This window comes from Mucilaginibacter flavidus (assembly GCF_024055575.1).
In the GTDB taxonomy this organism is placed as follows: Bacteria; Bacteroidota; Bacteroidia; order Sphingobacteriales; family Sphingobacteriaceae; genus Mucilaginibacter; species Mucilaginibacter flavidus.
Genome location: NZ_JAMXOE010000032.1, coordinates 42,005 through 66,475 on the forward strand (window position 1 = coordinate 42,005; position 24,471 = coordinate 66,475).

Annotated in this window: 21 protein-coding genes; 9 read left to right on the plus strand and 12 right to left on the minus strand. The window is 42.5% G+C overall.

Annotated elements, in window-relative coordinates:
* The first annotated feature begins 63 nt into the window (after positions 1-63).
* Positions 64-993 (plus strand): hypothetical protein, encoded by a 930-nt coding sequence (locus tag NAF19_RS27740; RefSeq protein ID WP_252793631.1) that lies wholly within the window; start codon positions 64-66, stop codon positions 991-993.
* 83 nt (positions 994-1,076) lie between these two features.
* The gene (locus NAF19_RS27745; protein WP_252793632.1) at positions 1,077-1,784 is read left to right on the plus strand and encodes a DNA alkylation repair protein; all 708 of its coding nucleotides are present in this window, start codon (positions 1,077-1,079) and stop codon (positions 1,782-1,784) included.
* A gap of 50 nt (positions 1,785-1,834) precedes the next feature.
* Here the strand turns inward: NAF19_RS27745 and NAF19_RS27750 are convergent, their stop codons facing one another.
* Positions 1,835-3,526, minus strand: a complete 1,692-nt coding sequence (locus NAF19_RS27750; protein ID WP_252793633.1) for a serine hydrolase domain-containing protein — start codon at positions 3,524-3,526, stop codon at positions 1,835-1,837.
* A gap of 205 nt (positions 3,527-3,731) precedes the next feature.
* On the opposite strand from NAF19_RS27750, the gene NAF19_RS27755 reads away from it, so the two are divergent.
* Positions 3,732-5,942 (plus strand): transferrin receptor-like dimerization domain-containing protein, encoded by a 2,211-nt coding sequence (locus NAF19_RS27755; RefSeq protein ID WP_252793634.1) that lies wholly within the window; start codon positions 3,732-3,734, stop codon positions 5,940-5,942.
* A gap of 462 nt (positions 5,943-6,404) precedes the next feature.
* Here the strand turns inward: NAF19_RS27755 and drmB are convergent, their stop codons facing one another.
* From drmB to NAF19_RS27780, 5 genes are all read right to left on the minus strand, one after another.
* The gene (gene drmB / locus NAF19_RS27760; protein ID WP_252793635.1) at positions 6,405-8,369 is read right to left on the minus strand and encodes a DUF1998 domain-containing protein; all 1,965 of its coding nucleotides are present in this window, start codon (positions 8,367-8,369) and stop codon (positions 6,405-6,407) included.
* Position 8,370: 1 nt separating this feature from the next.
* The gene (locus NAF19_RS27765; RefSeq protein WP_252793636.1) at positions 8,371-10,047 is read right to left on the minus strand and encodes a helicase-related protein; all 1,677 of its coding nucleotides are present in this window, start codon (positions 10,045-10,047) and stop codon (positions 8,371-8,373) included.
* Between the two features lie 63 nt (positions 10,048-10,110).
* Positions 10,111-10,311: a hypothetical protein gene (locus NAF19_RS27770; protein ID WP_252793637.1), complete on the minus strand. Its 201-nt coding sequence runs from the start codon at positions 10,309-10,311 to the stop codon at positions 10,111-10,113.
* Positions 10,312-10,611: 300 nt separating this feature from the next.
* On the minus strand, positions 10,612-11,880 hold the full coding sequence (locus tag NAF19_RS27775) for a hypothetical protein (RefSeq protein WP_252793638.1): 1,269 nt from the start codon (positions 11,878-11,880) through the stop codon (positions 10,612-10,614).
* Positions 11,859-13,610, minus strand: coding sequence for a nuclease-related domain-containing DEAD/DEAH box helicase (locus tag NAF19_RS27780; RefSeq protein WP_252793639.1), 1,752 nt, complete (start codon positions 13,608-13,610; stop codon positions 11,859-11,861). The genes NAF19_RS27775 and NAF19_RS27780 overlap by 22 nt, the downstream gene beginning before the upstream one ends.
* A gap of 293 nt (positions 13,611-13,903) precedes the next feature.
* Here NAF19_RS27780 and NAF19_RS27785 point away from each other — a divergent pair, with 293 nt between their 5' ends.
* Positions 13,904-15,025 (plus strand): Fic family protein, encoded by a 1,122-nt coding sequence (locus NAF19_RS27785; protein WP_252793640.1) that lies wholly within the window; start codon positions 13,904-13,906, stop codon positions 15,023-15,025.
* A 13-nt stretch (positions 15,026-15,038) separates the two neighbouring features.
* Here the strand turns inward: NAF19_RS27785 and NAF19_RS27790 are convergent, their stop codons facing one another.
* Positions 15,039-15,386, minus strand: coding sequence for a helix-turn-helix domain-containing protein (locus NAF19_RS27790; RefSeq protein WP_252793641.1), 348 nt, complete (start codon positions 15,384-15,386; stop codon positions 15,039-15,041).
* Between the two features lie 123 nt (positions 15,387-15,509).
* On the opposite strand from NAF19_RS27790, the gene NAF19_RS27795 reads away from it, so the two are divergent.
* The gene (locus NAF19_RS27795) at positions 15,510-16,892 is read left to right on the plus strand and encodes a RagB/SusD family nutrient uptake outer membrane protein (RefSeq protein WP_252793642.1); all 1,383 of its coding nucleotides are present in this window, start codon (positions 15,510-15,512) and stop codon (positions 16,890-16,892) included.
* 14 nt (positions 16,893-16,906) lie between these two features.
* Positions 16,907-17,551: a TlpA family protein disulfide reductase gene (locus NAF19_RS27800; RefSeq protein ID WP_252793643.1), complete on the plus strand. Its 645-nt coding sequence runs from the start codon at positions 16,907-16,909 to the stop codon at positions 17,549-17,551.
* 59 nt (positions 17,552-17,610) lie between these two features.
* Here NAF19_RS27800 and NAF19_RS27805 read toward each other — a convergent pair whose 3' ends face one another.
* From NAF19_RS27805 to NAF19_RS27820, 4 genes are all read right to left on the minus strand, one after another.
* On the minus strand, positions 17,611-17,895 hold the full coding sequence (locus tag NAF19_RS27805) for a hypothetical protein (RefSeq protein WP_252793644.1): 285 nt from the start codon (positions 17,893-17,895) through the stop codon (positions 17,611-17,613).
* Positions 17,896-17,910: 15 nt separating this feature from the next.
* A complete protein-coding gene (locus NAF19_RS27810) occupies positions 17,911-18,366 on the minus strand; it encodes a MauE/DoxX family redox-associated membrane protein (RefSeq protein WP_252793645.1) in 456 nt (151 codons plus the stop codon).
* A gap of 78 nt (positions 18,367-18,444) precedes the next feature.
* Positions 18,445-18,771, minus strand: a complete 327-nt coding sequence (locus NAF19_RS27815) for a hypothetical protein (RefSeq protein WP_252793646.1) — start codon at positions 18,769-18,771, stop codon at positions 18,445-18,447.
* Between the two features lie 417 nt (positions 18,772-19,188).
* Complete coding sequence (locus NAF19_RS27820; RefSeq protein ID WP_252793647.1) at positions 19,189-19,824, minus strand: Crp/Fnr family transcriptional regulator; 636 nt, start codon at positions 19,822-19,824, stop codon at positions 19,189-19,191.
* A gap of 1,082 nt (positions 19,825-20,906) precedes the next feature.
* Here NAF19_RS27820 and NAF19_RS27825 point away from each other — a divergent pair.
* From NAF19_RS27825 to NAF19_RS27835, 3 genes are read left to right on the plus strand one after another with little or no spacing between them, the layout of a single operon-like run.
* Complete coding sequence (locus NAF19_RS27825) at positions 20,907-21,110, plus strand: type II toxin-antitoxin system Y4mF family antitoxin (protein ID WP_252793648.1); 204 nt, start codon at positions 20,907-20,909, stop codon at positions 21,108-21,110.
* Entirely contained in the window at positions 21,100-21,426 is a 327-nt protein-coding gene (locus NAF19_RS27830) for a HipA N-terminal domain-containing protein (RefSeq protein ID WP_252793649.1), read from the plus strand. The genes NAF19_RS27825 and NAF19_RS27830 overlap by 11 nt, the downstream gene beginning before the upstream one ends.
* Before the next feature lie 3 nt (positions 21,427-21,429).
* Complete coding sequence (locus NAF19_RS27835; protein WP_252793650.1) at positions 21,430-22,353, plus strand: HipA domain-containing protein; 924 nt, start codon at positions 21,430-21,432, stop codon at positions 22,351-22,353.
* A 921-nt stretch (positions 22,354-23,274) separates the two neighbouring features.
* Here NAF19_RS27835 and NAF19_RS27840 read toward each other — a convergent pair.
* Positions 23,275-24,162: a type IV toxin-antitoxin system AbiEi family antitoxin domain-containing protein gene (locus tag NAF19_RS27840; protein WP_252793651.1), complete on the minus strand. Its 888-nt coding sequence runs from the start codon at positions 24,160-24,162 to the stop codon at positions 23,275-23,277.
* Positions 24,163-24,471: the final 309 nt, after the last annotated feature.

Sequence of the window (24,471 nt, forward strand, 5' to 3'; positions counted from 1 at the left end):
ACAGGTTCTCCCCCAAGAATCATTCCCTATATTTGTAATTATTTACCTTTGTAAGCTGCCAAAATGAAAATTACGTTCGCAATACTCGCATCAATATTTTTATGTCGCGCCCTTGCTCAGGATATGGTGATACCAGTACAGCAGGAGCGCTATCAGCAACGCGATGATGCCGCCCGCACTTTTATTGATCTTATATTAAACAACAGCCATAGTTTTTTAGACAATTCAACTAAGGTTGTTATGCTAAAAAACAATACGGCACTTGACACACTGGATTTTACAAAAGATTATTACCAGGGAGGCGGCTCGATGGTGGACATAAACCCGGTTAAGCCGTCCTACTATAATACCTTAGCCCGTTACATGTGCACCTCTGACAATACCGTTGAAAAGAATGGCTGCGCTGTCAATGTTAAAAAACTGGCATACGTTTTAAAAGGTGATTTTAACAATTTTCATGCAAATGCATTGAAGAGAGTTGGCGATACGCTTGAGGTGACTATAAATTTCCAGGCAGATAGCTGGGTAAATTGTTTCAAATTCAACACCAGGGGCTTGATTGAAAGCGCCACAACGTTCGAGGTTGATGCAGGCAATCATCGATCGCTGCGGGGCGAAAACAAGTATTACTATGATAAAAACGGGAATCTTATAAGAAAAGAAGCTACGCAATATTCTCCGGTTAACCCAAACCAATCAAAGCTGGCAAGCGAATTCCTGGAGGTTGACTATTCAGCGCTGGGAGCCGAAGACCGTGAAATAAAGAAACGGTTCCAATACAACGATAAAGGCTCCCTTGTAAAAACGTATTTAAGCGGCGTATTCTTTTTTTATGACGCTAAGTATAATCTTATTAGAAAGCAACTGATTGTTGATGATAAATTACTCGTTACTTATCAGCTTGAATATAAGCAGGATGTTGTTGACGTAACCAAGACGTCGCACAGTATTAATAAAACAGAGCCCCTTTTTGCGTACCGATTAGTGAAATAAGCTGAGTAGCAGCACCTTGCAAAATTATTCGCGGTTTTACTATATTTAAGTATTTTTAAATCAATTATTTAATCTGTTTAAAAATGACCGTAAACGAAATCATGGCCGATTTGCAGGCGCATGGCAGCGAAAGCATCAAGAAAATCCTTTTAAACCATGGTGTAAAGGAACCCTTTTTCGGCGTTAAGATTGAGCATTTAAAAACAATCCAGAAAAAGGTAAAAAAGGACTACTCTTTGGCCAAAGACCTTTATGCTACCGGTAATGCCGATGCCATGTACCTTGCCGGCCTGATTACCGACGATAGCAAAATGACCAAAGCCGATTTGCAGGCTTGGGCCGAACAGGCCCTGTCAAATAATATTAATGAATATACTGTGCCATGGGTGGCAGCCGAAAGTAATTATGGGTTTGAGCTGGGTTTGGAGTGGATAGATAGTGATAAGGACCATGTTGCCGCTGCAGGATGGTCCACCTTGGGAAATGTAGCGGCGTTGAAGGCAGATAGTGAACTGAACCTGGCTACTTACCGCGCCTTATTGCAAAGGGTTATAAATAATATACATACGTCGGCCAACAGGGTAAAGGCCAGGATGAATATTTTCGTAATGAATGTGGGCTGCTATATACTCCCTTTGGCCGATGAAGCCGTTGCCGCCGCTACTAAAATTGGGGCTGTATACGTTGATACAACTGGGACAGCCTGCAAAGTACCCGATGCCACAACCTATATTGACAAGGTAAAAGCCCGTGGCGCGCAAGGCAAAAAGAAGAAGACTGTAAAGTGTTGAATTATTGCCGACAGGCATATTTCTGGCCGAATGCAAAAGTTTAACCCAGCTTAATCCCGGTTCTGTCTCTTAAACAGCAAGTGCCTTATTCGCCCCGAGTTAACCTCGAACCCGGTTACCTGGTTCTTCGCATTTCTAACGATTTGCAAATTATCCATCCACCAAAAATTGTTGGTTAAATGATTATCGCCGTATAAAGTAAGCGGCATGTCGTTGTATTTGGCGTTAGTTAACAGCAAATGATGGTCCTTTAAAACGATCTGATAACTGCAATCCAGTTCGGGGCAATAATAGTTGCCGGCATATACTTGCAATTGCACATCAGTTGGTTTTGCATCGGCATCGTATTTTATCAGCTTGCGATGGTTCCCGGGCCAATATTGTTCGACTATTGTTTCCTTAGAACTTTTTACCGTGAAAATAAATTTTACAGTCGGATCATTGAGCATAACCAGCGTGTCATTTGCGTGCTTAACCAACTGGTTATTATTTCTGCCTGTTTCCCAAAATAGTTTCCGGTTTTTCAGCTTAAACGCAAAACGGGCTCCGTCCTCTGAGATGTAACTCCCGGTAATTTTTTTGATCGCCAGGGTATCGTTGAATATTGCCCCTGTGCTGTCTGCAACTGCAGGCTTGGGAGATTTTTTTTGTGGCGATGCATCTTTAATAAACAGGCCCTGCAACTGCTGCGCCTTGCCAAAAGGGTCTGTGTCGCCCAGGTTACTGAAAATAATAAACCCCATTTTCAGATCGGGGAATACGCTAACCATGGTTCGGTAACCAGCGTCAGCACCGTTGTGCGAATAGATTTTATGCCCTTTGAAATCATTTACCGATATGCCTAAGGCGTAATCTATTTCTGTGCCATTGTTCAATTTGCCCTTTTGTGTTAGTTGTTCAATGTCTTTTTGGTCGCCTGCTTTATGATCATAAAAATTCATCACCCATTTGCCAATATCATCAATATTGGTAAACAAACTGGTAGCGCCTGCAACAGAATAGCTAAGCGTGCTGTTTGTGAAATGCCCCCTTGTGCGATCGTACGAATAGGAGCGGTTGGGTACAATCTCCGTATAGTCATCATGGAAATGGGTGTTGTTCATTCCCAGCGGTTTAAAAATGGCCGAGTCGGTAAACTTGCGCAGGCTTTTGCCGCTAACAGCGCGTACTATTTCGGCCAGCATAGTAAACCCGCTGTTCGAATAGCTGTACTCCTCGCCCGGTTTAAAGTTAAGGGCCTGCTGTTTGCTTAGTATCTTTATAACCTGGTCTTGCGTAATTACATCATCAAGCCGGGTACCGGCAATGGCAAGCAATTGCCATTGATCGCGAATGCCACTGGTATGGTTTAAAAGGTTCCTGACGGTAATTTTTACCTTCAAATCCGGGAACCACGGCAGGTATTTCCTGATATCATCATCAAGGTTCAGTTTTCCCTGCCTGGCCAGCAGCACGATAGAAAAAGCCGTAAACTGTTTGGATACCGAGGCCATGTGAAAAATAGTTTCGGGTTTAATAGGTATATTATATTCCAGGTTGGCCATGCCATACCCTTTGGCAAAAATAAGGGAGTCATTTCTCACAACACCTACAGCATATCCCGGGCTGGTATTTTTATCCCAATACTTAAACAGGTTATCAATTTTTTTTATCGTTGAATCGGGCAGGTTTTGAGCCGACGCACAGACTGCTGCAGAGAGCGATAATGAACAGATAAAAAGAAATTTTCTTGCTAGGCGCATAACATGTTTGTTGATAGGTTACCGGGTGATAAATCAGAATAAATATAAATGAAATTGCCATTAAAAGAAGCCCTTTTTTCCGGATAATGATGTTGAATAAATAACCGGCGCCATAACTACCATTAACTACGAAGCATTTGCCACGAACCATTTGCGTTTCCGCGCATTAAACCCTATTTTCACGCATCACATTCATCCTTCAAAAATGAAAAAAATCTTTACCCTCTCTTTTATAGCAATAACAGCGGCTGCATCGGCACAGCAAAAAACCATCAGCGGCTTTACCCCAACATCAGCAGCCAAAGAACTGCAAACCGAGCAGGCTTTTGATGCCTCGCTTAGCGCGCCCCGCATTGGCGAAACTATTAAAGAACTTGCGGCCTATCCGCATAACGTAGGCTCACCCGGTGGCAAGGCAGTGGCAGAAAAGATTTTGCAGAAATATAAAAGCTATGGGTTGGATGCACATATCGAAACTTATACGGTATTGTTCCCGACCCCAAAAACAAGGGTACTGGAATTGACCGGCCCAACAAAATATACTGCTTTATTAAAAGAGCCGGCTTTAGCAGAAGATGCAACGTCCAACCAGGCCAATCAATTACCCACCTATAATGCGTGGAGTGGCGACGGCGATGTAACCGCACCCCTTGTATTTGTAAACTATGGCCTGCCTGATGATTATGAAACGCTTGCAAAGCTTGGGGTTGATGTAAAAGGTAAAATCGTAATTGCCAAATACGGCCGCTCCTGGCGCGGCATAAAGCCGAAAGTTGCTTACGAACACGGCGCGATTGGCTGTATTATTTACTCCGACCCGAAAGATGATGGGTACACCGCGGGTGATGTATACCCTAAAGGTGCCTATAAAAACGAATACGGCGTTCAGCGAGGCTCGGTGATGGATATGGTGATATACCCCGGCGACCCGCTTACACCCGGCGTTGGGGCTACCAAAGATGCCAAACGCCTGGACAGGAAGGATGCTCCAACGATATTAAAAATACCTGTGCTTCCTATAAGCTACCACGACGCCCAGCCATTACTGGCTGCCTTGGACGGCAGGGTTGCACCCGGCAATTGGCAGGGCAGTCTGCCGATAACCTACCATATCGGCGCAGGTAAGGCAACAGTGCATTTAAAAATGGAATTTAACTGGGATTTGGTTCCTGCCTACGACGTTATCGCCAAGATAAAAGGTAGCAAATGGCCGGACGAATGGGTGATGCGTGGTAATCACCACGATGGCTGGGTAAATGGAGCCGGCGACCCTATCAGCGGACAATCGGCTATGCTGGATGAGGCTAAAGCGCTCGGCGATTTGCTGAAGAGCGGCTGGAAGCCAAAGCGTACCATTATTTATTGTTCATGGGATGGCGAGGAGCCGGGATTACTGGGCTCGACAGAATTTGCCGAGGGACACGACAAAGAACTGCAGGAAAAAACAGTGGTTTACATCAACTCTGATGGCAATGGCCGTGGCTTTTTAGGCACCGGCGGCTCGCAGGCGCTGGAACCATTTATGGACGAGATAACGCAAAACGTAACCGACCCGCAAACCAATGTAAGCGTGTTCGACCGCAAAAAAGCACATGAACTTGTGGAGGCATCATCAGTAAAAGATAAAAAAGAGATATTGGACCGTAAAGGCGGAAAACTGGAAGCCCTGGGTTCGGGTTCGGATTTTTCATCGTTTTTACAGCATCTGGGCATACCAACTTTGGATATTGCCTTTGGTGGTGAAGATGGCGGTGGTGAATACCACTCCATTTATGATTCGTTTGATGACTATCGCCGATTTAAAGATTCATCGTTTAAATACGGTGTTGCGCTTGCACAAACTGCCGGGCATGCTGTGTTGCGTATGGCCGATGCGGAATTATTACCATTTGATTTCCGCCACCTGGAAACCACTATTGATAAATATGTTACCGAGGTAAACGAGCTGACCGACAAAATGCGTGAAAACACCGACATGGAAAACCAGCTGATAAAAGCCAACGATTTTGGCTTAGCTACAGACCCAACCAAACACGAGCAAATGCCGGTTGCGAAAGATACCGTACCAAAACTTGATTTTACTGCCCTAAAAGCAGCTGTTGATACGCTTAAAAAAGTTGCGGATAAACTTGCTGTAAATTGGGCAACAGCATCACAGGCTAACGGCGACAATGATAAAATGAACAAAATGCTTTATCGTGCAGAGCAGCAACTCCTGTCTGAAGGCTTGCCGCGCCGCCCATGGTACAGGCATACTATTTATGCTCCGGGCTTTTATACCGGCTATGGCGTTAAAACCCTGCCTGGAATTCGCGAAGCAATAGAACAGCGCAACTGGAAAGAAGCGCAGGAGCAAGTTGCGGTTGTAGCAAAAAGTATAAATAATTTGGTGACCTATTTAAGCAGCGCGAATTAACCCCAGCCCGGTCTGAAAATCAAAAACCCCTCAGATGATGAATCTGAGGGGTTTTGACAATTTTAGATGTTATCTAAGCGGAATGGACGGGACATGAACCTATCCCTATAACATTCAGTATTTCAATATATTACAAGTTTGCAAAAGTGGCTACTCTCGAATTTCCCACAAATAATTTGCAATAGTTTAATTCCTAATGACTTATATAAAGATAAGTATTAATAGCGATTGATGCAATTTATTGTTAACGAATAATTAGCGTAATGTGGCTATAATTAATCGATGTCAATAGTAGTTAAAAAATAAATAGGCTTAATAAACGAAGTGTTGCTATCAAATTTAATTTTACTTGTCAGTCGTTTTGGTCCAACCAAAACATGGCTTAAAAAAGTTAGCGGCTTAGTTATACAAAAATCTGAGGTTTATCAGTTTCCATAAAGACCATAGGGAAGATTAATAATCCTAACTAAAAAAACCCCATTCCGGATTTACCAGGGTTCCTGTTAACGAACTTCTGTCCAATAATACATTATATTCTTCGCAGCTGGTTTCCGGAACAATGCAACAATTATGACAAGCGGACCCATTCACATTGTCTGGCCCCTGGCCACTGGATTGTCCAATGTCTGAACATACCGGGTCAGCTGAGCGCCACCTCGAATCCTCGATGGCCTCCTTAATCAGTTTACTCAAAAACTTCTCCGTGCCTTGCCGTACAAGACCTCCCATAGACACTTCTGAATCGCCCGAAGACGTATAGATCAGGACACCATTCATTCGTTCTCCGGGGTCACTGCTAAAATATATCTTTTCGCGCAGCGACGAAGATCCATACCCGCAATTAAAACACAATCGTTTTATTAAAAGGTGGGCAAAAGTATGAATTAGTACAAATGCAGGATTAATGTCCCGGTTCGTAAAGGTCATCTGCCTCTTGTTATTAATGTCATGGTATTGGTTTAACAAACGCTGGTACCGTCCGTTATTTAACAGCCACTGATCAATTTTATCATCTTTAAACTGCAAAAATATCCCCTCCCCGAAAACTTCCGAAGCAGGTAGCCAATTAACCGTATGTAATGTCAAATTTTGACTAGAGTCATTACCGGGCCAAAACCCAGCGCCATTTATTCTGGAGAACCCTTTAAAAACGCGTGTTTCTTTGAGCTTTTCGATCAATACTACCGTTTCAAAGGATTCGCTATGTAACTCGTTGTCCACATAATTTTCGAAGGATTTCCTTAGCGCCTTAAAATCAGCGCTTTCGGAATTTCTTCCCTTCAAAATACATTCATATTCCTCAAAGCACAAGTTGTCGCTCTTATTTTCGTCGGCTATATCCTGTCCGCCCTTGTCAGCAATGACCGAGATAATTTCCTGTACCAGTTCATCCAACAAGATCTGTCCTTTAATTACTTCGGGTTGGCCCATCAATACAGCTCGTAATATATTCCCTGTTGGATCCTGATTATAAAACATTTTTAAGTAATCGAGGCCCGTCTGATCGCCCGCCATCCCATTCAACCGATTGATAAGCTGTAATACCAATGGATTCACTTTATCTTCGATTTCCGGGAGATATAATGCAGATACAATCTCAGAATAATGCACGTTGGAGCAACCTTTGATAAGCACCTGCAGATGGGCGCCACAATAGCGGGCACTTTTGACGCCTTCCGGCCAAAGCCAGGGTCTGTGCCCAAGGCAATACTGGCCATTGGTATTGCTATTATTTGGATTTTCTATACTGAAATTGCCATCATCTTCCCCATGACCGATACGGGCCAGCGCGCTATCAAAAACAATACTTCCCGCCTTTCGAACATTGAGCAATCCGGCCAGCGATTTCCGCTGCCCGCAACTACACCTGATCGAGATACTCGCCAGTTCGCCAGAGCCTGTGCCTGATTCATACTTAAGCAAATGATGATTGGTGTCAGTGATAGGACCGCCATGGACCCACTCTTTAAATGGAACATCCTGGATATGCCCATGCTGACAGACTGCGACAAAACGCATCGGCACCAATCTCCCATTACAGTCTTTCCCTTTGCGCGTCTGCTTACACTCGGGTACATCTTTCTGATCATAGCTGATCTGAACCATATAACCGCAAACACTGCAATAATGCCAGCCGGGAAACCGGATTGCCGGAATGGATAACTTGGTATTCATTTTTCCGGCCTTTTTATATGCCCAGGGTGCTTTGAACTTCTCCACGCCCAACATTTTCTCCAGGCGTCTTTCGCGAATGGTGAATTCCGATTCGTCGACACTTGCCGCACCGACCTCTTCTTTGCGGGTTACAAGAATATCGTCCCAATTGTCCAATCCACAAATCATCAAGGATTCCTCATTAGGAAAATTGACGATTTGACCTATACCAAATGGGCTCAACAGCTGCCCGCTTCTTAAGTTCCTTGCCATACTACAGTTTTTGGTCTACTATAACAATTCGTGATTCTGAGTCCACTCCCCGCATGGAAGTGGGAGTTGAAAGCGAAGACTTTCTGATTTCGTCTCTAACTTCCGCGCTGGACGCGTACATCAGCGGAACATAATCTTCATCGCCCAATATCTTAAAATTACCCGCGTCGCCATAGTTCTGGAAACGGCCTTTCCAAAAATGGATGATCTCATCGATCTTATTTGTTGTATTGGTAAGCTCATGCGGGTCTGAAATGGCACAGCGCTCTATAATCAGCTCCTTGACCTTTACGGCTAACTGTTGAAAATCCGTACCTTGGGTAGACGCATTTGTCCTCAAATTTCCTTCGGCTAAATGGCGCATCAGCCCGATAAATACCGCATGTAAGCCCTTTTGCCTGGCATTTATGGAATAAGGTGTTACCGAAGTCGGTTCTACATGTGCATAAATACGCATATGGTAGCCCTGGAAATTTTCATAGAGCGATTTGTCCCTTGGTTTTGACGGGCTGTAAATGGTAAAGATCAGCCCCGGTCCTTTCGGCACGTCCCGCCCCACCCTGGAACTTGCCTGAATATATTCAGCCGTTGTTTTTGGTTGACCATGAACGAACATCAGCCCCAGCCTGGAAATATCCACTCCGGTTGCGACCATATTTGTCGCTAGGCAAATATCTATCGCCTGGTTATGGTTGTTACTGAAAATTTTTTCAAGTTTTTTTAAAGCTTCCGGTATTTCAAAAGCCGATATCCTGCTCGTCAATTCTTCTGATTTAAACAACTTCCTGCGTAAAGTAAAAGGAAGAAGCTCCCTATTCTGTAACTGACTGAGACGTTCCCTTACATCAGCATAGATTAATGAGGAGGCATTCCCCAGCTCCCGGATACTGTTAAAATAGCCGAGTAAGGTCCAGTAATAATCTATTTTTTCATTATCGGACAGCTCCTTAACTTTTTGACGCACGGCTGCATATGACCTGATGATCGAGGCCTGAATAGATGGATAGCCAGACCCCAGTATGCCAACATAGGTCCTTGCCGGGAATTGATCACTGATCGCCTTCTCTTCTGAAAACCAGGTGTTCCCAAACTCCAGGCCCTGTGGCGGAAAGATCGATAACTGATCTGTTCCGTATAAGGATTTTACTTGTTCAGCAGCGCGGCTTATGGTTGCGGAAGATGCGATTACTTTACCGACGAAACCTGCTGATCTGTCATCCGGTAGAAACGGGCTTTGCCTGACACCATAATTAATACATAAGTTTTGGACCATCACCTCGTATAAACCAACCATGGTGCCGAGCGGACCGGAAATCAAATGAAGCTCATCCTGAATGATCAGTTCCGGGGGCGAAATACGCGCCCAGGAACCCTCGTGCTCCCGAAAGCCAAAAATGGAGCCGGCTTCCTTTTTCCAGGGGATCATAGCGAACTTATCAACTGTCCCAAGTATAAGTGTCGGATGCTTTTGATAAATATACTCATCGACGACGAAAAGTGGCAATTCCAAACCGCTATATTCGCAATGCTTATTTTCGCATTTGAAAACGACATGGCCATTCGGCCCGTCATTTTTGGAAAGGCCTTTTAAAGTCGCCTTATCAACTTTTCCGATTTGCGCGCCGCAGCAGGGGCACTTCATCACGATAAAATTATAGGGCGCGTTATCCTTTTGCACCAGTTGGTTATATTGGGTCACGGCATTACCTTCGCCTGAATTATGGGTATTTGGCGTAGAACTTCAGCCAACCCACAGGCCGATGGAGATAGGGTCGCTGCCCAATTCAACGTTAGCTTTCCGGATCAGGTCGCAGGCGCATATGAGGGATGCGGCACGTTCATATTGCTGTGTCGTAAGTAGTCTGAGCGTATACCGCATGAGTATCGCGGTCCCGTTATGGAATGACCAGTCAAAATTCTTAAAACCTTTGATACGGCGCATGAATATGGTAAAGGCACTTAATCCCAGATAAGCTTCCGTTTTTCCGCCGCCGGTAGGAAACCAGATCAGATCAACGATACGCCGCTCATTGCCATACGGATCGGCAACAGAGTGGATATTTAAGAGTATAAATGCCAGCTGGAAGGGGCGCCATTTGCCATTATACGGAGAGGCATCATGATAGGCCTTTAAACCTTGAAAGTCTTTTCCCTGGCCGCCGCCGATCCCTTCCAGTTCATAAAATGCGGCTTTCCCCGTACCGTTTCTTTTCCAAAGACGCTGTTTGGTCTTTGACCGCTGCTACTGCCAGGGCATGGCGGAATTCATCCATCTAAAACAGCGGACGAGGTCCGAGTTCTCCTCAGCGGCGAGCAGGGTTTCTATTCCTCTTTTTATACGGTCGTAACATTCCCTGCATTTAGCAATGCTGGCCGCCGCCGCCTTTTGATATTGGCTTTCCAGACCTTCTTTTTCTTTTTCGATCCCGTTGATCCATTGTTCATAGGCTGAAAGAAGATCGTTTAAGATCCCGGCCGCCTGGCCCCAGTTACCCTCGGTGGACAAATCGTACATACTCTGGACAACATCACCGGCAGGCGCGACCTGCGGCATTTCGTAAACAGGGATGGCCGATGTTTCTACACTTTCTACCCCGAGATTACGGAGTTTCCAGTTTACCGCCGTACCATGTCCGATAGCGTATACCCGCTTTTTCCTGTAAAGCAGTTTCAACTGATCTTCCTCCGCTGTATTGGTTGCAGCAACTCTTTCCGAATAAGGCGCGATCAATGCTTCATTTTCTGTTTCCAGTCGCAATTTCGTTTGATAAAGGATGTATTTGTCGTTACGAGAACCGTCAGTAACTGATTTCATACAATTCACCAACACAAATGTTAGGGTCAGGAAACCTTCGCTATCATCCGCTGGCGTTGTCCGGTTATATATTTTTAATTTTAACCAGTCGCCTTTATCGGCTTGGATCAAAGGAATGTCTTTTACGATCTTTTCTTTTTTAATAGTTCCCAGGTCTATCGTGACCGGATCAATGGCGAACGATTTCCTTTTCCAGAATTCGCTTTCGATAACCTCCCCGTTTGCTTTGGTCACCGGCATCTGCCCTGCGTTTTCCGGCGCCACTTTGAGAACGGGCCGAAATCCCTTTTCCCGCTCATAAGCTGCTGCTGATGTTTTGAGTATGATCGTGTTCTGCGCCGGCGTCCTTTTAAAACGCAGGGTGAACCCCATAGCCGACGGCAGGAACTGATTGGCCAGGCTTACCGGTTCTTCGTCATCTTCACTGCCCGTTATATCGGTAATCCTGGATCCTTTAAGTTCTTCGTTTTCTTCAGCAAAAAGCGGTTCCACAGCGGACGCGGTTTTATCGTCCACCTCCCCTTCGTTAATCGTCAGTTGCGGATACAACATGGCCACACCATAACGGGATTTCGGTGTACCATGGATCCGGGAAAGGATCAACTCCTCGCCGTCTTCCGCTGAATAAGCCGGATGAGGTGCCGGCCCAATGATCTCCCGGCCGATCGCTTCTATTAATTTTTGTCTGATGTCCATTTTTGTAATTTTCCAGAGTTCTTATTGATCAGCGTACTGAACTGGGTTTCCACCGTTTTGTTAAAAATAAGGTACAGTTGCAGCCGTGCCCTTGAAATGCCAACATAAAGCAGCCGTTGCGCGTCTTCTGATAATAATTCGTCAAATCCTGTTAAAATGATGATCGTATTTTCCAATCCTTTAAAAGACTGGATCGTACTAAAAGCTTTCCCGTCATCCCCTATAAAGCTATGTAAAAAATCAGAGGCCGTTAAGCCGGAATTGGTCAGTGATTTTGGTGATAAGATCGTAATCTTTTCTCTGGGTATGCCCTTTTGCATTAATGCCTGGATAAGTAGCTCTATGCGGTTACGGACATGGCTGAGGGCCGGGAATTCGGTTTTGGGGCTGTCGCCCTCTAAAGCAGAAGACAGGAATTCCGGCGGAGTCGAGCCCGAGAGCAAAGTATTGTGAATGGATATCCGTTTGGTGTTCCGGCAGTTAATCTTCAACGGCGGAAATTTAACAAAACTGGTTTGCCCGCTGAGTGATGCCAACATGCTTTCGGCATCTTTGTTATAGATGGATTGGTTGCAAAAATCACCCAAAAATATCCATTTGCCATTTTTAATACCCTGCTTCAGAATCACATTAAATACCTCCATATAATACGGGTGGATCAGGTCCTGTGCCTCATCAACGATCAAAACCTCGAATTGCTCTGATTCCGGGATACTTTCATTAGCAAGCAGAAATTCAAACGGCAGTACTTCCGAGAAGAATTGATTATCAGGATATTCCGGAACATTAATAGCCGTGCTTTTGATCAAAAAAGTGTGCAGGGACCCGGCGAAATATGATCCCTCTGCTCCAACGGCCAATTTATCCATATCGCAGGCTAATCGCTTGCCCAATTTATTATTGAAGCAAAACAGGGCAACTCGCTTTCCATCAGCCATGCTCCTTCTGGCTAACTCCAGCGCCATTAAGGTTTTGCCTGTGCCGGCTTCCCCTTCGATCAATGACCTGTCGTTAAAACGAACAAAATCCAATAGTTTGAATTGTTCCCGGGTGAACGACTCAATTAGAAATTCGCCATCCAGCATTTGGTTCAAAGGAGAATAATCGATCAAAAAATCACCCCTTAAAATCGCCAAGATATGCCGGCATTCAGCATCAGTAGGCTTAGACAAATTGGCATCGTACCAGTTTTTGCTTTTATTAATACCGTGCCATCCGGCTGACAACTGTGCGATGTATGCGTTGATTGGCAAAGCCAAAGTATCACGGGTCATTACCTGCCAGCTATGCCCTTCGGGCCCGAAATTCGGCTGCTCATCCTCTCCTGTAAAAATAACCCCGTTGCCAAACAGCAACCGGGAATACCGCTGATGTACGTCGGTTTTATTTTCAACAGACTTTAAGATATAATCCCGTATCGAATGCATTGTATCGCTGACCTGCCGGAAAGGGCCTTTCGCCGAACTGGAGGTTTTGCCAAAGCGATTGGTAAAATACCACAACCCGTTTTCACGTTTAACACGGCCATGCTTTATTTCCAGCGCGAAAATCCCGTGCCCCGGAGCCAGTACAAGAAAATCCAATTCCCCGGATATGCTTTTTATGTGAAAGTTAGTAAAAAGAGAATGCAGGACATAGTAATGTTCCGCCTGCGGGTCGACCTTGAACTTATAATAAATAATTCGTTCACCGTTAGAATTGAACTTGGTAAGGTTATCCGGTATGATCATCTATTTCAATACTTTACGTGTGTCTGCATATTTTATCAATACATCGGTTCGTTCCAATGTGCAATTCTTGTACGTGCCATCATGAAAAATTTAGTGTGCTAAACAAGTAATTGCTTAATAGAACTTCTTTACATTTATAAAGTTTCCAAAAACATATTAAAGCGAAAATCGAGTTATACCTTAAAACTTTCTACTTTTAAGGTCATCGATACCCTCTGGCATGGCTTTAATGCCACAAAAAGCCGTTCGCCTTAAAATATTTGATTTTTAATGTCAATAATGTACATTTGCTTATGCCATACCGAGTAAACCCTGACCGGAACGTTCCATGGAATACCTTGCCGGAACTGCCTATTGACAAACACCTTTATGAAGATGTGGAAATTTACAGTCAATTGGGTAATGCCAAAGCGGCGCTCGGCCGCTTACAGGGCAGAAGTATCGTCATCCCTAACCAAGGACTGCTTATTAATTCTATTAGTTTACAGGAAGCAAAAGCATCCAGCGCAATAGAAAACATCTTTACCACTGATGATGAACTGTACCAGGCTTACAGTGAAGAACAAATTCAGCAACTCACCGGACCGTCTAAAGAAGTGCTGTATTATCGTGAGGCCTTATGGGAAGGTTATGCCTATTTGAATGAAGATCAGGTTTTTGACGAAAATTACTTTGTTAAAATGTACCGGATCGTTTGCCAGTTTAATGATGGCATCAGAACACCCATCGCCCAGATCGTCATCAAAGAGGGCGGCACCGGTCCCAATGCCGGTAAAGTATCCTATACGCCGCCAAGAGGCAAAGGAATAGTCGAAGCTAAACTTCACAATCTGATCGAATTTTTGAACGATGACAAAACTTATTCGGTAGATCCATTGCTCAAAATGGCCATTGGTCATTTTCAATTTGAGGCGATACACCCTTTCCGCGATGGCAACGGCCGCACTGGCAGGATTTTCAATATCCACTACCTGACCAAAAAAGGCTTGCTGGATTATCCGATCCTTTTTTTAAGCCGTTACATCATGGACCATAAAGATGATTACTACGCCGGACTTGCCGGGGTAACCCAAAGAGGAAGTTGGAAGAACTGGTTGTTGTATATGCTGAAAGCCGTCGAGGAGACTTCGAACATCACCTATGACAAGATCAATGACATCGTTAGTGCAAAGGATGCCATTTTAAAAGCCATCATCGAAGATACCGACATCGCACGCCCCGAATCGTTGGTCAACGCCATATTTACCCAACCTTACACACGGGTAAAGCACCTTGTTAGCGGTGGTATTTATGCTGAAAATACCGCCAGAAAATACCTTGATCAGTTAACGGAAATGGGTGTTTTGGAAAAGAGGGTAATCGGTAAAGGCAATTACTACTTAAACCTGGAACTGTACAGGATACTATCTGAATAATTTGTACTAACCACTATTTTCTTCGCAGCTTGCGCTTAAGTTTCAGGGTTTCCGCTTTTTCCTGTATTTCCCTGTGCGTAAGCTTTTGATAGGATAGCAACCAGTTCATTAACATCTTTTTTGAAAACCGGATACCCCCACCGGGTAAACCTATATAAGGCAATTCTCCGGCAGATTTTAACTGGTAAAGCGTTTGACGGGAATACCCGGTTATTGTTTCGGCGATCTCATATCCGCCAATTTCGTCTTCGTCATTTAAGGTTTCATCAACCAGCATGAACTCGGTCATGCATTCTTTTACAATGACCATTAAATCCGCAACGGTCAGGTCAATCAAACGCGTGTTTTTATCTATATTCATAGCTGCAATTTAACATCACCAATCGAAAGCCACTGTCTCTATTACAGCGGCAATATATATCCTAACCCAAGGACATATTCACTAGGATTAAAAGTAGGATTTTAATAATTAAACGGATTAAAGATGAAAACCAAAATATATATAAATGCAATGCTGTTTTTATGCAGCTTGTTTTTGATTACCAGTTGTAAAAAGGACTTCCTGGATAAAAAGCCAGCTACAAATTTGGACGTGCCTACTTCATTAAACGATTTGCAATTACTGTTAGACAACACCATTTCTATTCATGAAAGCCCTTCTTTGGGCGAGGTCTCATCAGATGATTACTATATGACATACAATAGCTGGTATAATGAATTTGCCCCCTATTTCTCCAATAGTTATGTCTGGGCGAAGGAAATTTTCGCAGGTAAAGGAAATATCTCAGACTGGGATATGCCCTATACCCAGGTATTGTACACCAACGTTGTATTGCAGCAACTTAATGGCATCAGTCGAAATGGATCAAATAGCGCTACTTATGACAATATAAAAGGAAGCGCCTTATTTATGCGATCCTGGATGTTTTTCGACCTGGCGCAGGTGTACGCACTACCTTATGATAGCGTAACCTTTAATACGGAATTGGGCATACCGTTGCGGTTGACAGCGGATATCAATGCGCCAACCATCAGGCCCACTATTAAACAGACCTATGATCAGATTCTATCAGATGTCATACAGGCAAGGTCTTTATTGACCAATAATACCTCACCAATCTATCAAAACAGGCCATCAAAAGCGGCTGTGTTCGGATTCCTGTCCCGCGTCTATTTAACCATGCGGAATTATTCAAAAGCAGGCTTATATGCAGATAGTGCTTTACAACTGCAAAATACATTGATAGATTATAACACGGTAGATGCCACGGCCCGCCTTCCATTTAATTCAACGAACAGCGAAACTGTTTATCAAAATTTATTGATATCAGCAGATCCTACATCGTATCTTAAATCATCACAGGGATATTCAATAGACACCTTATTGTACCAATCCTATAATGCCAATGATTTGAGGAAGGTGGTTTATTTCGCAAAAAATGGAACCTACATCAATAAAAAACGGGGATATTCAGGCCAAAGCCTGTTTTCTAATGGAATAATTACCGATGAGCTGTATTTGACCAGGGCTGAATGTTTCGCACGGGCAAATAATATCTTCAGAGCATTGGACGATCTGAACACGCTGCTGGTAACCCGATGGAAAACCGGCACCTATATTCCAAAAGCGAATCTTCAGGGAACTGCACTCTTGGATACCATTTTAAAAGAGCGGAGAAAGGAATTGGTGCTGCGTGGTTTACGATGGAATGATATCCGGCGCTTGAATAAGGAAGGATATAACATCACCCTGACCCGCAATTTAAACGGAACAACTTATACGCTACCGCCGAATGATCCGCGTTACGCGTTACCCATTCCGCCTGATGTAATAACCCTTTCTGGTATTCAACAAGACGATAGATAATTAAAAACCCGATTATGAAACTTCACAATATAATTCAATACGTATTCATTATATGCTTAACATTCAGTGGTCTCCATTCAAATTCAAGCTACTGTTTACCAGCAAATCCATCTTCAAAAAGCATAAAGCCCCAACAAATGAAGATTGGTAATAGGACCAATGATACATTAATGCTGGATTACACCTTTAAAGATACATCTGACAGAGCTGTAAGACTCTCGGACTTAAAAGGGAAATATGTCCTGGTAGATTTATGGTATTCAGGATGCGGATTTTGTATTTATGCGAACAAAGCATTAAGGATTGTTCATGAAAAGATGAAAAACGAAAACATCATATTTCTAAGTATTTCCGTTGACGTTAACAAAGACAAATGGATAGCAAGCATTACTAATAATGCTATACCATCTAAATCGAATCCATGGGCTGGAAAATACTGGCACGCATCCGGCACTATATGCCTTTATACAGGGGGGAGTGGTTTTAATAACGATTTTCTAAAAAAGTATAATCCTGGGAATAGTTACCCCAAATTGCTATTTATAGATCCTTCCGGAAAGTTAATATCAGACCATCTACCAAGGCCTGACTATTCAGGTAACGATCAACCGGAAAAGTTGATTGAGTTTATCGAGGGTTATTTAAAGAATGGTAAATAATGCTAAAGACAATTTAAAAATGTAGGATGAAGTTTAATCATCCTACATTAATTACATTATTAATTATCAATCGTCCCTTCAGTTGCCTGCTCAAATTTCCCACCTACAAGATTGTAGGTGCAAATATTTGTACTTTGATCACAGCTTGGTGAACCAGAAACTGTAGAATAGTGCGACGAGTTTTGGTCAGCTGGAAGGCCGCCGGTAGAACTCCATGGTTGCTCACCTGCGTTATAATAATAAGTAGTTAAACGTGTAGTAGTTTTGGCATTTGTAAATGCACTGAAACTGATTGCCATAGCGCCTACCATGAGGCCTAAGACAAGTTTATGTAAGTCTTTCATTTGATATTATTTAAGTTAATCTTTTGTTTTTAGTAAGCGGAGTGCACATACGGAAAGCGCAATAAATGTAAGATTGAACCATACATGCTGTGTCCAGCTTAATTTTTCGATGACACCACCACAATGGCATGGAAGCTTACTCGCCCATAACAGCACACTTAAAATATAAACGGTAAATAGTATCATTAGGCCTAAAAAGCTGTAAAGGCCCAATTTTAGAGTTCGCGGGATGATCAGTAAAATAGCTATTAAGATCTCTGCTAAGGGAACAAGCCAGGAAATATAAAACGCAAAGCGGCCAATAACTTCGACATTGTATAAACCATTTAGAAATCTGCCATGGTCCATAAGCTTTGCACAGGCGGTATATAAAAATAAAAATATGCAGAGCGAGCAAATAGCCAAAATTAATCGGTCCTTCCCCTTATTGGTAAGCTGGAACCGTTGCTTTTTACTGATAATGCTGTCCATAACCAAAATATTGTGTTTTTCATCAATGTATTTTTGCCTTTCTTTCAGGTTTGAGGCTACCTTAAAAATCTGTACCTGCTACAGGTTTGGATTTTCATTTGAACAATTATGTTTGGCGTAACCCGGAAACAAAGCAAACTTGCGATGATGAACAATTCGGTTAACAATTCTCTTTTGGGCGTAAATACAGCTAAAGGAAGTCATTTCGGTCATTGTGTAAAATCTTACTGATGCCGTCATGCAAGCCATGAAGAAGCGGATACAAAGCGTTGCCATAGCGGCCAGCATTGCCTTTGAAGTAAATTCCTCCGCAATGTCCCTGATCCTTTCTGCATCCAACGTCTTCATCTGCTTACCTTTCTTTTTCCTGTTAATTAATAAAACGGCTACCAACTGGGGTGCCACCTGCCCTTTTTGCTGATTAGGACTTATCGCCGTCCGCGCGTTCCCTGCATCCGACCCGGAGTTCAACTCACCAGCACCGTCCGGTTTTTACATGAATGACAGCTATAGGCCTAGGGACTGTCATTTTAGTTCTGAATGCTTCAACGCCCGGAAAGGGCGGTATGAAAATCGGTACTCCCTATGTTTTAAAACAACAGCCATTCGTTCTGTTGCTCTGGTTTAAAATTCTGGATGTGTTATATTGATATGATGTTATCGAAGGTAGATAAGGCTGGAAATTATAGCTGTCCGGTTGAAAACACTTTGAAGTAGTTTGGGGGACATTTGGGTGTCGTTTGGACTACAATTTAATGTCGGCTACACGACAGAAAATTTCTCGGATTTATCTATAGAAGGTGACCCGATGAGATAATTGCATTAACTATTTTTAGCATTATCGGCCCGGGATTTCGCATAGGCGCTGCTAAACGTTGTCCTGCTCATATCGAGATAACTGGCAATATGGTCATTATTGATTCTGGTAGCTATGCCGGGATTATCTGCTAAGAATATCTTTACCCTTTCTTCCACGCTTGACTTTAAGAGGTGTTGATAGGCAGAATGCTGTTTTTCTCTTTCAGCCAGGAAATACAAAAAGGTAGGATACATGGTTTGAAATTCAGCCAATAACAATTTCAGGTTTGCGTAACTAAGCGTTATCAATGTTCCGCTTTCCAGCATTTGGATGTTATCTGTCTGCCTTGAACCATATAGGTAAGCGTTTGTATCGATCAAGACATCATCTTTTTTAGTAATCCGGGTAACAATAAATTTATCAGATGTAGCATCATAATAGTAACAACGGGCGATACCGCTTTCAAAATAGATCAGGTGTCCGTCTTCGGCTTCCCCACTTTCTGCTATATACTGATCTTTTACTGCCGTTATAATATTGCTTTTCTCAATAATAGCAATTTCTAACTCAGCTGGAACGGAGCCATTAAGTTTGATAAACACGGGGAGAATCTTCCTGCGGAATATGCTCTTGATCCTTTCCTGTTTATCTATGTTCATAATTAAAGCAGCTACGTCTATTTTAAATTAATTCTCAATTAGTATGTTCGTTAACTATCGCATTAAAGTTATTTTGCCGACAAGGGCATTATCAAGCCGATAGGTTACAATCGCACATGTCGTTTAATACAAAATAAGTGGACAAAAAGCACAATAAGTGTGACATTCCGTATTAAATTAACATGATTACCATATTAAATTAATACGATTACCGTATTAAAAATCCAAGAATTGTCAACTAATCTGTTAATAAATGTTAATTTTCATCCTTATTTACCAACAAATTTTAAGTTTTTGCAGTTAGCAAAACAGTAGTAAAAGGGTAGCAGCATTTTGGAGAAAATTGTAGGATTTTCTCCTTTTTTATCTCCATTATTCATTGAAAAGCTCGGGAAAAAGTAAAACTGAATGTTTAATTATTGCGTTTTACAGAAAATCGACGCTAAAAACTACTACCCTAATACACCCCTAATTTCCCAGAATATTTTAGGCCACATTTTTTTGTTTACACCTATAAATCTCGGCGGCTTAGCCGGGATATGCTAAAAGCGTATCGAATAATTTAAAACCGTAGCTAATAGGATTTGTCACTGGGATAACTTGTCAAAGGCGCTACGGCAGACAGCTCATTGCACCACGTGTTATCACACTACGTTCATTCGCTGTCAGCCTTCGCGCCCGCGCAGCAAAACTGAATGTCGCTGTGCTCCTAACAGATTTGCTTTCGGCCACACCCAATATATTGCCTTACTCACCGCTAAAGCGACAGTAACCCAAGCCGGGATAAAACGCTACATAAACGGGCATTATATATTGCTTTTTTTTGGTTTGCCAGGCCTTGACATAAACAATGAACTAATTCTGTAATAATAATTTACTTGAATATGCCCGCTGGTTTATTTTATTAAAAAACTGGTATTTGATTTTTTTAAACTAACCTTTAATCCCGATAGGGTATAAAATAAGTGTAATTTTGCTATATAGTCCCGATAGGGTATAATTATGATATTAATGAAAGATATAATCCCGATAGGGTATAATTAATAAACTTTATTTATATTTGTACCCGAAAGGGTATAAATATGTTGTCAGAGTATTTGAAGAAAAAAAGGAAATCACTAAATCTCACACAGGAAGACCTGGCATCCAAAGCGGGAGTCGGACTTAGGGTTGTTCGTGAGATGGAACAGGGAAAACGAACTTTGCGGATGGATAAAGTGAATCAGGTGTTGATGTTATTTGGCGCAGAACTCGGAGTGGTATTAAAAGTAAAAAATGATGAGTAGGAAAGGTTTGGTATATTTTCAGGACACGCTGGCTGGTGTGCTTGCGGAAACTGATGATGGTTACGAATTTACTTACCAGGCTGATTATTTAGAGAATAAGAACGCAAAGCCGGTAAGCTTAACGCTGCCATTGTCAACCCAGAAATATGAAAGTAAAGTATTGTTTGCTTTTTTCGATGGCTTGATACCGGAAGGTTGGCTACTGGATTTGGCAACAACACACTGGAAGGTCAAAAGCAATGACCGGTTTGAATTATTACTATTAACATGCAGGGATGCAATCGGAGCTGTAACGGTTATTCCCGAAATAGATTAAGCTATGGCAAATTGTTGGTTTTGTTATCAGGATGCAGGTACATCGTCTTATCATGAAAAATGTTCAAAGCGATTTTTCGGTACGGCTAAAGTACCTGAACTGGAATTGAATAATAAACTTTTGAAAACGTTGGCCGAACAGACCATCAACAAGAGGATCGCTGTGACCGGAGTTCAGCCCAAGCTTTCTGTTACCCTGGAAAAGACGAAGTACCAGAACCGTCTGACTATAGTAGGACTTTGGGGAGAATACATACTTAAACCGCAGCATCCTGATTTTCCAGAAATGCCGCAATCAGAAGATCTGACTATGCATTTGGCAAGCCTGTTTAAAATGCCAACTTGTGATCATACTTTAATGGAGGCGTCAGACGGTAGTTTGGTTTATCTGGCCAAGCGATTTGACCGGGTAAAAGGCCATAAAGTTCACATGGAAGATTTCTGCCAGCTTTCTGAATTTTTAACGGAAAATAAATACAAGGGCTCTTACGAAAAGATCGGCAAGCTTATTCTGAAATATTGCACTCAAACTGGTTTTGATGCACTGACTTATTTTGAACTGGTGTTATTTTCTTTTTTGACAGGCAACAATGATATGCACCTGAAAAACTTTTCTGTGCTATATACGGACGAAGGAGTAAGTCTAAGTCCTGCCTATGACCAGCTTAATGTGAATCTTGTTAATCCACAGGACGATGAAGAACTGGCCCTGACAATAAACGGCAAAAAGAAAAGAATTAGATTATCTGATTTTGATATATTGGCTAGAAGCATGAATATACCTGAAACCGCCGTTAGGAATACGTATAACAAATTTTCCTCTAGTAATAAGGAGGTTGGTAAGATGATTGAAGCATCATTCATGAGCCCCGAAAAAAAGGCACTATACCTGGAAATTTGGAGTAAAAAGCAACGGTTGTTTAATTGACAAGCCACAGTTATACATTGTGGGTTTTCCTCCCGGTGAGAAAAAAATAAAATCCTTATTCACCGCAGTCGCGAAGATAGCCCACGCCGGAATCAAACGTCAAGGGTGCACAAGCGGGCCGTTGTGTCCGCTTCCAGCGGTTAGCCCGCCCTTGACATTTGATCCGGCTAAGCGCTTTTGTTGCTTAAGCGTTGAATAAGGCTCGGTTGTTCACAAGCGCTCAAACCGCACGCCCTTCATATTCCGAACTGGACAGTATGTTTCTCATGTAACTCAAAGTGGCAAACGGACTTTAAATTTTATATTTGAACACGCTGTAAGGAACTGAATGCCAAACCCAAACGATTATCTGCATAAACTTACTCACCTAAAACGTGGGATTACAAAGTATGGCTTGGCACCACAAACCCTTTTTGCTGCGACAGAAATCATTAATTGTGCGACAAAAATAAATCTATTGCGACAAAAAATTAAAAATATGTCGCATAACAGAAAATTGCGACAGTTTTAGAAATTATACAACATTTTTGATTTAAGCCACTATTTGGATAAACCACGCCTGATTGACCCCGTTTGGCCAATTTCAAAATGACCACCTTTAGTGCTTAAGTTCATGATTTTAGGAAAAGAAAGAAAATTGGCGAAGAGTGGTCAGTGCGATTGGTTTATCCAATTTGCAGTTTATCTGGTCTATAATAAACAATGTATTGCTTGTCTAAAAGTTGTTTTATCTATAATAACTGTGCTTTTTCAATAAAATTAAACCATAGCGCATTATTCAAAGCAACCCATTACGCATTAGCTTTTGAAATCATGGTTAAAAGATTATAAGCGGCTTTACCTGTTAAAAGTAGCTCTTACTTGCCTTTTTGTTATAGCATAATCAGGCATAGGAAAAAAGCCGATAATTACGTTGAGCTTCTATATCATTTGTTCGGACACATACAGACGCCAGTCCTGGCAATAATGAATCTCCTGTAAGCCATGCTCGAGATAAAAGTCATATTCAAAGTTTTCCTCTCGGAAAATGTCAATATGTTCTGCCTTAAAACAATTGGCCCGCTCCAGGTAAAATCCGATAGCTTGCCGGTAAGGATAAATATAGTTCATCTGCGTCAGGTAATCCGCCAGTTTCAAAACATCCAGCTTCCCGTGCGCTCCTGCCATTTGAAAAGCTGAAGCTACAACATCAGCCCCACCTGCATATGCCGGTCTCACAGCACAGTCCAGCAGTGTGCGTTCTAAGTCTGTTATTTGCAGGTTTTTGATCTTTCTCAGCGATGTGTTAATTACCCCCAAGCGTCCTGTATACATTCCCTGAAGCAATGTGACCTCATATCCGGCAAGCACGATTTGGTTATCAGACTGTCTTTGCGGTTGTGAAAATGCCTTATCAATTGCAGGCTGTGTTAGTTTGGTAATGCGCGTATTGGAAGACGGGCTGCTTCGTTCCTGATTGATGTAAACATTTTTACTTTCATTACTGATCAGATTCCATAACCATAATGCAGTACTGTGCGAGAAATACCTCTCATTTGTTATAGTGCCGGCCAATTCGTAAACAGACCGGTCCGGTAAATAATACAAGGGTAGCCTGTAACTGCCATAAACCGGGTCGCTTTTCAGAATACCCTCTTCTAGCAGTTCTTTAATGAATTTTTCCGGGGTCATACCGGATGGAAGGTTCCACTTATGGCGGAATGAATCGAACAACTGTTGCAAATCTTCCCGGGTCAAGGCTGCCGGTTGTTTTTTTAATATAGTTTTTATGGCATCTGCTGCTATTACAACGCGAGATCTGTTTGCCATCTTAAGTTATTGACTACTAATATTAAAATAGGTCTTGTTACCATTGTATCCTTTTACGTTCGGTATATATACCGAACGTAAAAGGATATGATATGTTTTAAGGCTCAAATAATGAATTTTTAACAGTCTGAAAAAGAGGATTATTTGCAATATTGAAGTAGAAAGGCCAGGTATATATACCTGGCCTTTCTATGTGTGCGCCCGGCACGGGCGCAAACTATAGGGTGGAAGTCCCGAACGCGCCTTGATAGTGGGAAGCGTTAACCCAAGGCAAGGGTGTCCTTCGCGAGGAGGAATCTGAAGGAAGCC

What these genes read in the sequence shown, in the direction of transcription:
- NAF19_RS27800 (WP_252793643.1), top strand. Translation starts at nt 16,907, where the DNA reads ATGAAACTTCACAATATAATTCAATACGTATTCATTATATGCTTAACA.
- NAF19_RS27820 (WP_252793647.1), bottom strand. Translation starts at nt 19,824, where the DNA reads ATGAACATAGATAAACAGGAAAGGATCAAGAGCATATTCCGCAGGAAG.
- NAF19_RS27755 (WP_252793634.1), top strand. Translation starts at nt 3,732, where the DNA reads ATGAAAAAAATCTTTACCCTCTCTTTTATAGCAATAACAGCGGCTGCA.
- NAF19_RS27825 (WP_252793648.1), top strand. Translation starts at nt 20,907, where the DNA reads ATGTTGTCAGAGTATTTGAAGAAAAAAAGGAAATCACTAAATCTCACA.
- NAF19_RS27790 (WP_252793641.1), bottom strand. Translation starts at nt 15,386, where the DNA reads ATGAATATAGATAAAAACACGCGTTTGATTGACCTGACCGTTGCGGAT.
- NAF19_RS27785 (WP_252793640.1), top strand. Translation starts at nt 13,904, where the DNA reads ATGCCATACCGAGTAAACCCTGACCGGAACGTTCCATGGAATACCTTG.
- NAF19_RS27830 (WP_252793649.1), top strand. Translation starts at nt 21,100, where the DNA reads ATGATGAGTAGGAAAGGTTTGGTATATTTTCAGGACACGCTGGCTGGT.
- NAF19_RS27810 (WP_252793645.1), bottom strand. Translation starts at nt 18,366, where the DNA reads ATGGACAGCATTATCAGTAAAAAGCAACGGTTCCAGCTTACCAATAAG.
- NAF19_RS27745 (WP_252793632.1), top strand. Translation starts at nt 1,077, where the DNA reads ATGACCGTAAACGAAATCATGGCCGATTTGCAGGCGCATGGCAGCGAA.
- NAF19_RS27835 (WP_252793650.1), top strand. Translation starts at nt 21,430, where the DNA reads ATGGCAAATTGTTGGTTTTGTTATCAGGATGCAGGTACATCGTCTTAT.
- drmB (WP_252793635.1), bottom strand. Translation starts at nt 8,369, where the DNA reads ATGGCAAGGAACTTAAGAAGCGGGCAGCTGTTGAGCCCATTTGGTATA.
- NAF19_RS27770 (WP_252793637.1), bottom strand. Translation starts at nt 10,311, where the DNA reads ATGCGCCGTATCAAAGGTTTTAAGAATTTTGACTGGTCATTCCATAAC.
- NAF19_RS27840 (WP_252793651.1), bottom strand. Translation starts at nt 24,162, where the DNA reads ATGGCAAACAGATCTCGCGTTGTAATAGCAGCAGATGCCATAAAAACT.
- NAF19_RS27775 (WP_252793638.1), bottom strand. Translation starts at nt 11,880, where the DNA reads ATGGACATCAGACAAAAATTAATAGAAGCGATCGGCCGGGAGATCATT.
- NAF19_RS27805 (WP_252793644.1), bottom strand. Translation starts at nt 17,895, where the DNA reads ATGAAAGACTTACATAAACTTGTCTTAGGCCTCATGGTAGGCGCTATG.
- NAF19_RS27795 (WP_252793642.1), top strand. Translation starts at nt 15,510, where the DNA reads ATGAAAACCAAAATATATATAAATGCAATGCTGTTTTTATGCAGCTTG.
- NAF19_RS27750 (WP_252793633.1), bottom strand. Translation starts at nt 3,526, where the DNA reads ATGCGCCTAGCAAGAAAATTTCTTTTTATCTGTTCATTATCGCTCTCT.
- NAF19_RS27740 (WP_252793631.1), top strand. Translation starts at nt 64, where the DNA reads ATGAAAATTACGTTCGCAATACTCGCATCAATATTTTTATGTCGCGCC.
- NAF19_RS27780 (WP_252793639.1), bottom strand. Translation starts at nt 13,610, where the DNA reads ATGATCATACCGGATAACCTTACCAAGTTCAATTCTAACGGTGAACGA.